Consider the following 13,264-nt stretch of genomic DNA (forward strand, 5'->3'; position numbering starts at 1 on the left):
AAAGAGGTTCATCTATGGGTTGTCCTTCAGTGACTCAAGGTGCTACGTTCTGTGTCATCCTCGGATGGCACCTTTTTTAATTTGTCTGAAAAAAATAGTTTGACATGAAAATAATGTGTCGCTATGATAAAGCTAATCAAATACGCAACCACTCTTATCAAGAGAGGCTGAGGGACTGGCCCTATGACGCCCAGCAACCGCGGAGCAATCCGAAATGGTGCTAATTCCAGCAAGGTGTAAACCTTGGAAGATGAGAGCAATCGTTGTCCGTACCGATAAAGTACGCACGTTTGCTCAAACGTGCGTACTTTTTTTGTTGTCAGGAGGGAAATGGATTGATTCAACTACGCAATGTGGCCAAATGGTTCGATACGAAAAACGGTCGGGTCCAGGCGGTCGATGATGTGTCGCTTACCATCGAAAGCGGCGAAATTTTTGGAATAATCGGATATTCAGGGGCGGGGAAGTCGACGCTCATCCGCTTGCTCAACCGACTCGAGGCACCGTCTAGCGGTGAAATCGTGGTCGCCGGCAGCGAGCTGACGAAGCTCACGCCTAAGGAACTACGCGGGGTACGTAAAAACGTCTCGATGGTGTTCCAACACTTCAACCTATTATGGTCGCGCACGGTCGCTGAGAACATCAGCTTCCCGCTCGAGCTCATCGGGGTACCGGCCAGCGAACGCAAACGCCGCGTCCAAGAACTTGTCGAACTCGTCGGCTTAGGCGGACGGGAAGACAGCTATCCGTCGCAACTATCGGGCGGTCAAAAGCAGCGAGTCGGGATAGCCCGTGCGCTCGCTACGAATCCAGAAGTGCTCCTCTGCGATGAAGCGACGAGCGCACTCGACCCGAAGACGACCGATTCGATTCTCGAACTGCTCGTCAGCATCAATAAAAAGCTCGGATTGACGATCGTCCTCATCACCCATGAGATGCACGTCATCCAAAAGATTTGCCACCGCGTCGCCGTCATGGAGGCCGGGAAGGTCGTCGAGACCGGACAAGTCGCCGAGGTGTTCCAACATCCGGAACAGCCGATCACGAAAGAGTTCGTCAAACAGATCGGCGCGGTCGAAGACATGTCGCTCACGTTCGAGCACTTGAAAGCGCGTTATCCGAGCGGTCAAATCGTCAAGCTCAAATTCTTGAACGAGACGGCCGAGCAACCGATTCTGTCAGAAGTGTTGAAGCAACATGACATCGGCTTCAACATCATCGGCGGGAACGTGACGCAGTCACAAGTCGGTGCCCTCGGGACATTATTCATCCAATTGATCGGAGAGCCGGCTGAAGTCGAGCGGGCCATCGCCTCAATCCGGTCGCAGGCAGTGGAAGTGGAGGTAGAAAGCGATGTTTCCTAATGTAGATTGGCAAGTCATGCTCGAGCAAACGTGGGAGACGCTCTATATGACGCTCGTCGCCGGAGCCGCGACGTTCGTCATCGGTCTCGCCCTCGGGATGCTCTTATACGTCACGAACGAACCGCTCATGATGAAAAACCGTCCGATTTACACGGTCATCAGCGCAATCGTCAACGTGTTCCGGTCGATCCCGTTCATCATTTTGATCATCTTGCTCATCCCGTTCACGTTACTCGTCGTCGGGACGATGCTCGGATCGACGGCAGCGTTGCCGGCGCTCATCATCGGTGCGGCTCCGTTCTATGCGCGGATGGTCGAGCTCGCCCTTCGTGAAGTCGACCGCGGCGTCATCGAGGCGGCTGAATCGATGGGTGCGACAAAATGGCAAATCGTCTATAAAGTGTTGTTCCCAGAAGCATTGCCGGCCATCGTGTCAGGCATCACGGTCACGATCGTCGCGATCGTCGGTTATACGGCGATGGCAGGGGTCGTTGGGGGCGGGGGACTCGGGAACTTGGCGTTCCTCGAAGGGTTCCAGCGCTCACAGAGTGACGTCACGTTCGTCGCGACCGTCTTAATCTTGGTTATCGTCTTCGTCATCCAGTTCATCGGCGATCGACTCGTATCAGTAATTGACAAGCGTTCCGCTTGATCTAAATAGAAAATTTGGAGGGGTTTTATAATGAAATCATGGAAAACAGTACTCGGATTGACAGCAGCTTCAGCACTCACGATTCTCGCGGCTTGCGGCGGAGATTCAGAATCAGGTTCGGGCGATGACAAGACGCTCGTCGTCGGTGCGTCAAACGTCCCGCACGCTGAGATTTTAGAGCACATTCAAGACGACTACGAAGAGAAGGGCTATACGCTCGAAATCAAGAAGTTCCAAGACTACGTCCTCCCGAACAAAACGCTCGCGGACGGCGAACTCGACGCGAACTACTTCCAACACGAGCCGTACCTCGAGTCGCAAATGGCTGAGAACAAAGACTACAAATTCGCATCAGCCGGCGGCGTCCACATCGAGCCGATTGGTGTCTACTCACAAGACTACAAATCACTCGATGAGCTGCCAGAAGGCGCTGAAATCATCATGAGTTCGTCAGTCGCTGACCACGGACGAATCCTCACGATGCTCCAATCAGAAGGCTTACTCACGCTCGCAGAAGGCAAGACGACGGACGCGACGGTTTCAGACATCGTCGACAATCCGAAAAATTTGGAGTTCAAGACGGACGTTGAAGCGGCACTTCTCCCGCAAGCGTTCAACAACGGTGAAGGGGACGCGGTCCTCATCAACACGAACTACGCGATCGATGCCGGCCTCAACCCGCTCGAAGACGCGATCGCCCTCGAAGGCGAAGACTCACCTTACGTCAACTTGATCGTCACACGTGAAGGCGACGAAGACGACGAGCGCGTCAAGGCACTCCTTGAAGTCCTCACATCAGAAGAGACACAACAGTGGATCTTGGACGAATACAAAGGTGCAGTCGTACCGGTCAAACAATAATTGTCGTCAAGGCTCGGGACATCCCGGGCCTTTTTTGTTTGGAGTAGTTTTGACGCACCAATAGAAGTACACTACATATATGTAGAAAAAGGGGGGATCCGGATGAACATACGACACATTCATCCGCTGACGCTGGGTGTCTTATTTGGTACATTTTTTGCCCGGCTGTCGACATTTTTTGTTATGCCGTTTTTTGCGATTTATCTTGCGACGCTTGGCTTCTCGGCGAGTGTCATCGGGACGGTGTTCGCCATCTCGGCGTTATCGGGGTTGTTCATGAGCTTTTTCGGGGGGACGTTGTCTGACCGGTATGGGCGCAAACAGTTGATGCTCATCGGGATCGCCTTGAATGCGATCACGTTCAGCGGCTTCGCGCTCGTGACGGAATTATTTTGGTTTTACATGTTCTCGGTACTTATGGGCGTGTCACGGTCGTTCCTCGAACCGGCGTCCCGCGCGCTCATCAGCGACACGACGCAACCGGACCAGCGCGTCATCGTCTACAATGTCCGCTACTTTTTAATCAATATCGCGGCGGCAATCGGTCCATTGCTCGCGGTCGTGTTGTCGCTCACCGGGGCGAAGAGCGCCTTCTTCGTCGTCACGGGCGTCTATGTGTTATACGGTCTCGTCATCTCGACGTTGTTCCGGAAATATCCGTTCGAGGAAGGGGACGGCGTCAAAGTCCGGCCGCGCTTGACGGAGACGTTCCGTGTGTTACAACAAGATAAGACGTTCCGCTACGTCATCATCGGGATGATTTTCGCCATCATCGGCTATAGTCAGTTCAATGCGACGTTGCCGCAGTTCATCGCGTTCCATGACGGCTTCAGCGATGGCTCACGTTTGTTCGCCTATCTATTGACGGTCAATGCGATCACCGTCCTCATCGTCCAATATCCGATCATGCGCTTCGGGATTCGCGTGTCGCCGATCAAGTCACTCTTTTTCGGCGTCGGAACGCTGTCGACGGGGCTCCTGCTCATCGGTTTTGCGACCGAGACGTGGGTGTTGTTCATCGCGATGGTCATCTTCACAATCGGTGAGGTGCTCATGTTCACGATGACGGACGTATTGACGGACGAATTGGCACCGGCTCACCTGCGCGGGACGTATTTCGGGGCGATGGGGTTGACGGCGCTCGGTCAGACGATCGGCCCTGTCATCGGCGGGGTGTTGCTCGATGGGTTTGATAACGCCGCGTTGCCAGTGTTTGGAAGCTTGGCCGTGTTGACGGCTTGCGGCGCCTTCTTCTTCGCCGGCGCCTTGAAAGAACGGAAAACAAGTTTGGCCTTAATCGAGGAAAAAGTTGGATAAAGTCTTGATTTCCCGATATTCTCATTCTCAACATTTAAGTTTTATTGAGAATGAATAATAAGGTGAGTCGCTTGAAATAAAAAATTGCCTAGATTAAGATTAGAATATATCTAATCTACGCCAAAAATGGCGAGAAAACGGAAGGGGTATCCGAATGTCTAACGTACCACACATGAAAATTGATGACCTCCGCGTCTCAATCGAAGGAAAAGAGATCGTCAAAGGTCTTAATCTTGAAATTAAAGGTGGCGAAATTCACGCCATCATGGGTCCTAACGGGACGGGTAAATCTACACTCGCATCGGCACTTATGGGACATCCATTGTATGAAGTAACAGGCGGAAGCGTCGATTTGAACGGCGAAGACGTACTCGACATGGAAGTTGACGAGCGCGCGCAAGCCGGAATGTTCCTCGCGATGCAGTATCCTGCTGAAATCAGTGGTGTCACGAATGCCGATTTCTTGCGTTCAGCAATCAACTCACGCCGCGAAGAAGGACAAGAAATCTCACTCATGAAGTTCATCCGTGAACTCGATGCGAAAATGGACGTCCTCGAAATCCCTTCAGAAATGGCACACCGCTATTTGAACGAAGGCTTCTCAGGCGGAGAGAAAAAACGTAACGAGATTCTTCAAATGATGATGATTAAACCGAACATCGCCATCCTCGATGAAATTGACTCAGGTCTCGACATCGATGCGCTCAAAGTCGTCGCCAAAGGCGTCAACGAAATGCGCAACGAAGAGTTCGGCTGCTTGATCATCACGCACTATCAACGTCTCCTTAACTACATCGAGCCAGACTTTGTTCACATCATGATGGATGGTAAAATCGTCATGTCAGGTGGCAAAGAGCTTGCACAACGACTCGAAGCAGAAGGTTACGACTGGGTGAAGCAAGATCTTGGAATGACAGTAGACACAGAAGCGTAAGGAGGCTGTACGATGACCGTACAATTTGAATTGGATGCACAAGCAGTAGCGGCACGTGCAGAGGCGCTCGGTGGACCGGCATTTATGGTCAACCGTCGCAAAGAAGCAGCAGAACTTGCGCCGACTCTCGCCTTGCCAAAAGTTGAAAAGATCAAGATTGATAAATGGGACTTCGTCTCTGGAGACGTCGAGCTCACGAAGCACGACGGCTTGACGCCTGAAATCGAAGCACTTCTTGGAGACCACCGTACAAACGTGCTCGTTGAACGCAACGGTCATGTCGTCTACAACGAACTCGCGACGCCAGAAGGTGTCCTCTTCATGGGCATCAACGAAGCGATGGAACAACATCCGGACCTCGTCGAGAAGTACTTCATGACGGAAGGTGTCCGCGTGGACGAAGAACGTTTGTCTGCGTTGAACGCTGCCCTCATGAACGGTGGTGCGTTCCTATACGTACCGAAGAACGTCCAGTTGAAAGACCCGCTCCAAGCCATCTTCACGATGGAACAAGCGAACGGCGCGCTCTATCACCACACGATCATCGTCGCGGACGAAGGCAGTGAAGTGACGTATGTCGAGAGCTTCCTCTCGAACACGAACGAGCCGCACACGGTCAACGCCGTGACAGAAGTGTTCGCAGCCGCGAACGCGAAAGTCGTCTTCGGTGGCGTCGATCAGCTTGCTGAGTCGGCCCTCTCGTTCATGAACCGCCGTGGTGTCGTCTATGAGAACGCACGCCTTGAATGGGCGCTCGGTCACATGAATGACGGCAACTCGCTCGTCGAGACGAAGACACACCTCGTCGGAGACAACACGTTCTCAGACACGAAAGCCGTCACGGTCGGTCGTGGCGCACAGAAACAAAACTTCAACATCCGGACGGACCATTTCGGGAAGTCGTCAGAAGGGTTCATTTTGATTCACGGTGTCCAAAAAGACTCGGCCACGGCCATCTTCAGCGGGACATCGATGATTCACCATGGCGCTTCGAAATCGAACGGCGTTCAAACGGAACGTGTCCTCATGTTGTCTGAAAAGGCACGTGGCGACGCGAACCCGATTCTCCTCATCGATGAGGACGACGTCATGGCCGGTCACGCCGCTTCGGTCGGACGCGTCGACGACGTGCAGCTCTACTACTTGATGAGCCGCGGTCTGTCGCGTAAAGAAGCCGAACGTTTGATCATTCACGGATTCTTGAACCCGGTCGTCGAGCAACTCGCGATCGAGTCGGTCAAAGACCGTCTCCGTGAAGTCATCGAAGGGAAAGTACGTTAAGATGATCGATGCCTCGATTCGTAAACAGTTCCCGATTTTAGATCAGGAAATCAACGGTCATCCGCTCGTCTATCTCGACAGCGCGGCGAGCTCCCAAAAACCGCTTGCTGTCATCGAGGCGATCGAGGATTACTATCGCCGCATCCACTCGAACGTGCACCGGGGCGTCCATACGCTCGGGACGCACGCGACGGATGCGTATGAAGGGGCGCGGGAGCGCGTCCGTTCATTCATCAACGCCGCCGTCCCGGAAGAGATCATCTTCACACGCGGGACGACGACGGCGATTAACCTCGTCGCGTCAAGCTACGGGGATGCCAACGTCGAAGCGGGGGACGAGATCGTCCTCACGCCGATGGAGCATCACGCCAATTTGATTCCGTGGCAACAGCTCGCCAAGCGTAAAGGGGCCAAACTCCGTTACGTCGAATTGACGCCGGACGGTCGAGTCACGCTCGACGCGGTCCGTGCCGTCTTGTCGGACCGGACGAAAATCGTCGCCATGAGTCACGTCTCGAACGTGCTCGGTACGATCAACCCGATTGCCGACGTGGCGAAGCTCGCCCACGAGAAAGGCGCGGTCATGGTCGTCGATGCGGCGCAAAGCGCACCGCACCGTAAACTTGACGTGCAAGCACTCGACTGCGACTTCCTCGCCTTCTCAGGCCATAAGATGCTCGGTCCGACCGGGATTGGGGTCTTATACGGGAAGAAACAGTTGCTTAAAAACATGGAGCCGGTCGAATTCGGTGGCGAGATGATCGATTATGTCGACTTGTATGAGTCGACATGGAAAGACATCCCGTACCGGTTCGAAGCAGGGACGCCGATCATCGCCGGCGCCGTCGGTTTGGCAGCGGCCATCGACTTTTTAGAAGACCTCGGTCTCGAGAACGTCGAAGCCCACGAACGGGCGCTTGCGACGTACGCCATCGAACAGATGCGGACAATCGAAGGTATCCAAATCTTCGGGCCAGAGGAACGGGTCGGACTCGTCACGTTCAACTTAGGTGACGTGCACGCCCACGACTTAGCGACCGTCTTGGATATGCAAGGCATTGCGGTCCGGGCCGGCCACCATTGTGCTCAGCCGCTCATGCGTCTCCTGAAGCAATCATCGACAGCCCGAGCGAGCTTCTACTTGTACAATACGAAAGAAGAAGTCGACCGCTTCATCGAAGGGCTACGTCAAACGAAGGAGTATTTCAATTATGAGTTTTAACAATCTCGACATGTTGTACCGACAGGTCATCATGGATCATTATAAAAACCCAAGAAACCGTGGCGTCATCGAAGATGGCGTGACGATCGACTTGAACAACCCGACATGCGGGGATTCACTCCGACTCCAACTCCAAGTCGAGGATGGAATCGTGAAAGATGCCAAGTTTGAAGGGGAAGGCTGTTCGATCAGTCTCGCCTCGGCATCGATGATGACTCAAATCGTGAAGGGCAAGTCTGTTGACGAGGCACTCCAATTGGCCAACATCTTCTCGGAGATGGTCCAAGGGAAAGACTACGATACAGACACGTTCGACCTAGGCGACATCGAAGCGTTGTCTGGCGTCTCAAAGTTTCCGGCTCGCATCAAGTGCGCCACGCTCGCGTGGAAAGCGCTTGAAAAGGGAGTCGACGAGGAAGCGTAAGTAGAAGGAGGAGACCGATATGGCGAAAAACATGCCTGACATTGGCGATTATAAATATGGCTTCCATGACCGAGACATCTCGATTTTCCGTTCAGGCCGCGGCTTGACGAATGAAATCGTAGAGACGATCTCGCGCATGAAAGAAGAACCGGCATGGATGCTCGAGTTCCGCTTGAAATCACTCGAACAGTTCCGCAAAATGCCGATGCCGACATGGGGCGGCGATCTCACGGCACTCGATTTCGATGAGATCACGTATTATGTCAAACCGTCTGAAAAGACAGAGCACTCGTGGGACGAGGTTCCTGAAGAAATCAAACGTACGTTTGACAAGCTCGGAATCCCGGAAGCGGAGCAAAAATACTTGGCAGGCGTTTCGGCTCAGTATGAGTCTGAAGTCGTCTATCACAGCATGCAAGAAGACTTCGAAGCGAAAGGTGTCGTCTTCAAAGATACAGACACGGCGCTTAAAGAAAATGAAGACCTCTTCCGTGAGTATTTCGGAAAATTGATTCCGCCGACGGACAACAAGTTCTCGGCACTCAACTCGGCTGTTTGGTCAGGTGGCTCGTTCATCTACGTACCAAAAGGCGTGAAGCTCGAGCAACCGCTCCAAGCTTACTTCCGCATCAACTCGGAGAACATGGGTCAGTTCGAGCGGACGCTCATCATCGTCGACGAGGGCGCATCTGTCCATTACGTCGAAGGATGTACAGCACCGGTCTACACGACGAACTCACTTCACTCAGCGGTCGTTGAGATTTTCGTCAACAAAGACGCGTATTGCCGTTATACGACGATTCAAAACTGGGCGAACAACGTCTACAACTTGGTCACGAAGCGTGCCGTCTGTGAAGCGGGTGGATCGATGGAGTGGATCGATGGTAACATCGGTTCGAAACTCACGATGAAATACCCGGCCGTCATCTTAAAAGGTGAAGGCTCACGCGGTATGACGCTCTCAATCGCCCTCGGCGGTAAAGGGCAGCACCAAGATGCCGGCGCGAAAATGATTCACCTCGCACCGAACACGTCATCTTCAATCGTCTCGAAGTCGATTTCGAAACAAGGCGGAAAAGTCTCGTATCGCGGTATCGTCCACTTCGGCCGTAAAGCGAAAGGCGCACGTTCGAATATCGAATGTGACACGCTCATCATGGACAACGAGTCGACGTCGGACACGATCCCGTACAACGAGATCTTGAACGATCAAGTCTCACTCGAGCACGAAGCGAAAGTCTCTAAAGTGTCAGAAGAGCAACTCTTCTACCTCATGAGCCGTGGAATCTCGGAAGAAGAAGCGACGGAAATGATCGTCATGGGCTTCATCGAGCCGTTCACGAAAGAATTGCCAATGGAATATGCCGTCGAAATGAACCGTCTCATCAAGTTCGAGATGGAAGGATCAATCGGGTAATCTATTCATGTAACCAGCGAAGCGTAGCTTCGCTGCAGGCTGTTGACGAACCAATTCGCTTTTGCGAATTGGTTCGTCTTTTTTTGTGTTCAAAGAACTCGAGGCGCTCTGCCCGACATAGATTTGAAAAAATGATATGTATACGGTCTTTTTCGGCCAAGAGATTGGCCAGCTTCTTCATGTTTTGTGCGGTCGCTGCCACTAGATTGGCGCGTTCTACCGCCTGCTGCCCACGGTAGAACGTGAAGCGGAGCCCATGAAGCTCCTTCCCATCGGCGAAAGAGCGCTCGACGGTCTGCGGCCGGAGACGGTAAAGGTACCGTCCGGATGCGGACAGCCTGTTCACGCTCACCGCTTCGCGGTAGGATTCGTCAAGGTGACGGGTGATGACGCGACGATGGGATTGGTTGGACATGCACTTCTCGAGGAGCGGACAATTCTGACAGATGGCAGGATCGGAGGCGTAATGATGGTAGCCGCGACGGTCGGTCGTCTTGTAGGCGAGGCGCTGTTTCGCCGGACACACATAGACGTCCTCGCCCGGCAGATAGGTAAATTTTGACTTTCGGAACTTCCCTTTCTTGCCTCCGAAGCGACGCCGGGCGATGACACCGAAAACACCGCGCTCGACGAGCGCTTTCGCGATCTCGGTCGTGTGGTACCCGGCATCGAGCGCGACCGCCTCGAGCGGATAGGAGAAATGAGCGAGGATATAGTCGAGACGGGCGAGATAGACGGTGCTGTCTGAAACGTTCCCGGGCGTGACGTGCACGTCGACGATGAAGTTGTGCTTGGCGTCCACCGTCCGGTGCACCAGCCAGAAAAAGCCTTCCGGCTTTTGATCACGATACATATAACCCGCTTCCGGGTCGGTCCGGCTCACTTTCATAAATCGGCTCTCCTTTTTCGGAGTGGCGGGCTTCAGGGCTTTTTTCCGCGGTCCGACCGTTCCTCGTTCACCCGGGCTAGGAGCTCGTCTTCGACATCGCCGACGACACGCTCGACCTCGACCCTGTCGAACTTCTTCTTGTTCGCGTTGGCGCGGATGTGGGTCGAGTCCGTGATCAGGATACGCCCCGACACGAAACTATGGGCTTCGGCCTGGCCCACGATGTCCTCGAAAATCTGCCGGAAGACGTCCGTGCCGGCGAACCGGCGTCTATAGGCCTGGCTGATCGTCGAGTGGTCGGGAACTTTCTCGTCCATCCCGAGCCCAAGAAACCAACGGTACGCGAGGTTCGTCTCGATTTCCTTGATGGTTTGGCGGACCGAGCGGATGTTGAACAGTGGACCAAGGAGGATGATTTTGATGAGGATCTCGGGGTCGATGCCAGGCTGTCCGGTGTTCGAATAGAGCGGTGCACATAGCCGATGGACGATGGAGAAGTCGATGTGGCGGTCGAGCTTGCGGACGAGATGGTCTTTTGGGACCAGCTGGTCCAGCGAGGCATCGGTGTGGATTGGTTCATGACGTTTGGAGATATGGGCTCGATACATGATGATTCCCCTTCCTGTTCGGAGGCGGTGACGTTCCATACATACCATTTCCCGTTTTCACGGGTTCGAAGAACATATCCGGGGCTTTTTCTTCGGCCATCGAGGCCTCAGAAAAAGACAAACGGCCGCCGAGTGGCGACCGTTTGCGTTGCTCGTCCGATGGCGCCCCGACTCCTGCAGGAGAGCAATCCAACGGAGACCCAGCAGCGACGCTAGTCGCGATGCGGCTCCGGGATTGCCTGCGGAAAGCGTGGGCGCCGGAAGGACGAGCGATATAAATCATGTTAGTCAACAAGCTGCAGCGAAGCGTAGCTTCGCTGGTTTTTTGTATAATCAAATGAGGAGGTGCGTGTCGAGTGAAGCGATTTCAGTTAAAGAGCAAAACATTAATGGCGTTCATGCATCAGATTCTTGTGCGGTGTCCTCGATGTGAGCAGCGCGCCGACATAATCGTTCATGAAGAGGTACGTCTTAGTTGTCTGGCCTGTGGGTACGTACGGATGTATTCGGATCAAGGCATACGGGTAGAAAGAGGCGCCTACGATCCTTTCTTTAGACTTCCACTTTATTTACAGACGAACTGCTGTGGTCATATCCTATGGGCTTATAACCAGGAGCACCTCGCGTATATGAGACAGTACGTGGAAGCAGATATTCGGACGAGCGACGGCGCGAACCGAAGTATGGAGAGTCGCTTGCCCAAGTGGATGAAGCAAAAACATAATCGAGAAGACGTGTCGCGGGCAATCAAGCGCTTAGAGATCGTATATGAGAAGGGATGAACCGGGATGGACCGACAAAAACGGCTACATGAAATTGAAAAGCGGCAATTGACATCCGTGATGAACAAGACGAAGTGGGAGGAACTGAGACGAGCGGTGGCACCTGAATGCTTATCTGAAGCGCCTTATCAAATCAAATATGTATTAGAAGACACACCAAGTCCTGAATTTTTATCGAAGACGGCTGATCTCTCAAGTGATTGGGATGATGGCTTTCCTTATCCGACCGCTTCAATCGAATGGATGCGGATTCTACCTATCGTCAAAGAAGCTCGTGGTTCTATCATGGAACCAGAGATTCATGATGTAACCGATAAATTTCATCACATATTGAGACGACTAAAGATACCTTTTGTAATGGAAGGTGAGATTATTTGTATTTTTGGTTATGTTCGAGATACGGGGATTTTCGAAAGAGAGGAGAATTAAAACATGTATGAAGATATAGGTGGCGGACGAGTCGAAATCACGGACCGGTTAACGGAGTCAGAAGTACTTGAACTCATACAGTTGGAAACCCTGCACACGATTCAATTCTCTGATGTTGTATCACAAGAAACGTTTATGTTATTAGAAGCGCATCTCTTTTCAAAACGTGATGACATCGTGTTGCGTGCACATAGCTTTGATTTTGCACGGTGCGACTTATCTAATCTTGCGTATGTCCCGTCAGTAAGAAGGTTATATGTTGACGTTGATCGTAGAATAACGAATTTAAACGTCATTCATCAGCTTCGTTCGTTAACTGAACTCGTGTTACACGTCTATCGATTAGAAAGTTTAGACATTTTAGACGGTGTGACAGAGCACCTGATTGACCTCTCGATCGGGGCGACGAAGTCGACGAAGCCCGATTTATCGGTGATTAGTCGATTCTCGAGACTAAAACGTTTGCGCATAGAAGGACATACGAAAGGCATCGATGTGTTGAGGAGACTCCCTCAATTAGAAGAGCTGACGTTACGGTCGGTACGATTACATAACTTTTCTTGTTTAGGCGGTCTTGAAAAACTGACAACACTGAACATCCTATTAGGCGGGACACGCGATTTGACGGCACTTTCCTCATTAAAAGCGCTACAACATTTGGGGTTGCGGCACATTCGGGGATTAGAAGATTTATCCGTCATTTCTGAATTGCTCGAGTTGCGAACACTTCATTTACAGTCGCTTCGTCGTGTTCAACAATTACCTGATGTTAGTAAACTTTATCACTTGAAAAGAATAGAAATCGAACATTTACAAGGCCTGATCAATCTTTCAAGCTTAGGTGAAGCACCCTCGTTACGACAATTTTTCCCATTTTTCTGCGAAGCATATGCAATTCAAAGATTATGTACCTCTTTTAGAAAACCCGATTGTGGAGGAAGTAGTGGTCGATTTTGGTAGCGTGCGTCGGAATGACGAATTTACAGAAATGATGAACCAGTACGGGAAGGTTGAGATCAGTGATTGGGATTAACGCATTCTAGCATATGGCGAGTACGAGAGGATTCAAAAATATGGTATATTT

The 13,264-nt window shown here is 52.2% G+C and carries 12 protein-coding genes, 1 pseudogene and 1 riboswitch; of the genes and pseudogenes, 12 read left to right on the forward strand and 1 reads right to left on the reverse strand.

Annotated features, from left to right (window positions below; translation table 11 throughout):
- The first annotated feature begins 151 nt into the window (after positions 1 to 151).
- A riboswitch (SAM riboswitch) is annotated at positions 152 to 257 on the forward strand.
- A gap of 78 nt (positions 258 to 335) precedes the next feature.
- The 9 genes from KNP86_RS03945 to sufB all read left to right on the forward strand — a co-directional run bounded on the left by KNP86_RS03945 (position 336) and on the right by sufB (position 9,472).
- Positions 336 to 1,364: a methionine ABC transporter ATP-binding protein gene (locus tag KNP86_RS03945; protein WP_034778457.1), complete on the forward strand. Its 1,029-nt coding sequence runs from the start codon at positions 336 to 338 to the stop codon at positions 1,362 to 1,364.
- Positions 1,354 to 2,016 (forward strand): methionine ABC transporter permease, encoded by a 663-nt coding sequence (locus KNP86_RS03950; RefSeq protein WP_034778455.1) that lies wholly within the window; start codon positions 1,354 to 1,356, stop codon positions 2,014 to 2,016. Before KNP86_RS03945 ends, KNP86_RS03950 begins: the two co-directional genes overlap by 11 nt.
- 30 nt (positions 2,017 to 2,046) lie before the next feature.
- Positions 2,047 to 2,877 carry a MetQ/NlpA family ABC transporter substrate-binding protein gene (locus KNP86_RS03955; RefSeq protein ID WP_214752980.1) on the forward strand — a complete coding sequence of 277 codons (831 nt, stop codon included), beginning with the start codon at positions 2,047 to 2,049 and terminating at the stop codon, positions 2,875 to 2,877.
- 102 nt (positions 2,878 to 2,979) lie between these two features.
- Positions 2,980 to 4,194, forward strand: coding sequence for an MDR family MFS transporter (locus KNP86_RS03960; protein WP_214752982.1), 1,215 nt, complete (start codon positions 2,980 to 2,982; stop codon positions 4,192 to 4,194).
- Between the two features lie 172 nt (positions 4,195 to 4,366).
- On the forward strand, positions 4,367 to 5,128 hold the full coding sequence (gene sufC, locus KNP86_RS03965) for a Fe-S cluster assembly ATPase SufC (RefSeq protein WP_152567746.1): 762 nt from the start codon (positions 4,367 to 4,369) through the stop codon (positions 5,126 to 5,128).
- Positions 5,129 to 5,140: 12 nt separating this feature from the next.
- Positions 5,141 to 6,409, forward strand: coding sequence for a Fe-S cluster assembly protein SufD (gene sufD / locus KNP86_RS03970; RefSeq protein WP_034778444.1), 1,269 nt, complete (start codon positions 5,141 to 5,143; stop codon positions 6,407 to 6,409).
- 1 nt (position 6,410) lies between these two features.
- Positions 6,411 to 7,631, forward strand: coding sequence for a cysteine desulfurase (locus KNP86_RS03975; protein WP_034778443.1), 1,221 nt, complete (start codon positions 6,411 to 6,413; stop codon positions 7,629 to 7,631).
- Positions 7,621 to 8,055, forward strand: a complete 435-nt coding sequence (gene sufU, locus KNP86_RS03980; RefSeq protein WP_034778441.1) for a Fe-S cluster assembly sulfur transfer protein SufU — start codon at positions 7,621 to 7,623, stop codon at positions 8,053 to 8,055. The genes KNP86_RS03975 and sufU overlap by 11 nt, the downstream gene beginning before the upstream one ends.
- A 19-nt stretch (positions 8,056 to 8,074) precedes the next feature.
- The gene (gene sufB / locus KNP86_RS03985; protein WP_034778439.1) at positions 8,075 to 9,472 is read left to right on the forward strand and encodes a Fe-S cluster assembly protein SufB; all 1,398 of its coding nucleotides are present in this window, start codon (positions 8,075 to 8,077) and stop codon (positions 9,470 to 9,472) included.
- 157 nt (positions 9,473 to 9,629) lie between these two features.
- Here sufB and KNP86_RS03990 read toward each other — a convergent pair.
- A pseudogene (locus KNP86_RS03990) lies at positions 9,630 to 10,969 on the reverse strand (IS1182 family transposase); the annotation flags it as partial.
- A gap of 629 nt (positions 10,970 to 11,598) precedes the next feature.
- On the opposite strand from KNP86_RS03990, the gene KNP86_RS03995 reads away from it, so the two are divergent.
- The 3 genes from KNP86_RS03995 to KNP86_RS04005 are packed head-to-tail and all read left to right on the forward strand — an operon-like array spanning position 11,599 to position 13,140.
- On the forward strand, positions 11,599 to 11,751 hold the full coding sequence (locus KNP86_RS03995) for a hypothetical protein (RefSeq protein WP_214752984.1): 153 nt from the start codon (positions 11,599 to 11,601) through the stop codon (positions 11,749 to 11,751).
- A 6-nt stretch (positions 11,752 to 11,757) separates the two neighbouring features.
- The gene (locus tag KNP86_RS04000; RefSeq protein ID WP_214752986.1) at positions 11,758 to 12,180 is read left to right on the forward strand and encodes a DUF6678 family protein; all 423 of its coding nucleotides are present in this window, start codon (positions 11,758 to 11,760) and stop codon (positions 12,178 to 12,180) included.
- A gap of 3 nt (positions 12,181 to 12,183) precedes the next feature.
- Positions 12,184 to 13,140 carry a leucine-rich repeat domain-containing protein gene (locus tag KNP86_RS04005; protein ID WP_214752988.1) on the forward strand — a complete coding sequence of 319 codons (957 nt, stop codon included), beginning with the start codon at positions 12,184 to 12,186 and terminating at the stop codon, positions 13,138 to 13,140.
- Positions 13,141 to 13,264: the final 124 nt, after the last annotated feature.

Origin of the sequence: Exiguobacterium sp. s16 (assembly GCF_018618115.1) — a bacterium.
Taxonomy (GTDB): domain Bacteria; phylum Bacillota; class Bacilli; order Exiguobacteriales; family Exiguobacteriaceae; genus Exiguobacterium; species Exiguobacterium mexicanum_A.

Bases quoted from the DNA above. Each gene is read 5' to 3' on its own strand.
- KNP86_RS03955 (WP_214752980.1), top strand. From the start codon at position 2,047: ATGAAATCATGGAAAACAGTACTCGGATTGACAGCAGCTTCAGCACTC.
- KNP86_RS03950 (WP_034778455.1), top strand. From the start codon at position 1,354: ATGTTTCCTAATGTAGATTGGCAAGTCATGCTCGAGCAAACGTGGGAG.
- KNP86_RS04005 (WP_214752988.1), top strand. From the start codon at position 12,184: ATGTATGAAGATATAGGTGGCGGACGAGTCGAAATCACGGACCGGTTA.
- sufC (WP_152567746.1), top strand. From the start codon at position 4,367: ATGAAAATTGATGACCTCCGCGTCTCAATCGAAGGAAAAGAGATCGTC.
- sufD (WP_034778444.1), top strand. From the start codon at position 5,141: ATGACCGTACAATTTGAATTGGATGCACAAGCAGTAGCGGCACGTGCA.
- KNP86_RS03975 (WP_034778443.1), top strand. From the start codon at position 6,411: ATGATCGATGCCTCGATTCGTAAACAGTTCCCGATTTTAGATCAGGAA.
- sufB (WP_034778439.1), top strand. From the start codon at position 8,075: ATGGCGAAAAACATGCCTGACATTGGCGATTATAAATATGGCTTCCAT.
- sufU (WP_034778441.1), top strand. From the start codon at position 7,621: ATGAGTTTTAACAATCTCGACATGTTGTACCGACAGGTCATCATGGAT.
- KNP86_RS03960 (WP_214752982.1), top strand. From the start codon at position 2,980: ATGAACATACGACACATTCATCCGCTGACGCTGGGTGTCTTATTTGGT.
- KNP86_RS03995 (WP_214752984.1), top strand. From the start codon at position 11,599: ATGAGACAGTACGTGGAAGCAGATATTCGGACGAGCGACGGCGCGAAC.
- KNP86_RS04000 (WP_214752986.1), top strand. From the start codon at position 11,758: ATGGACCGACAAAAACGGCTACATGAAATTGAAAAGCGGCAATTGACA.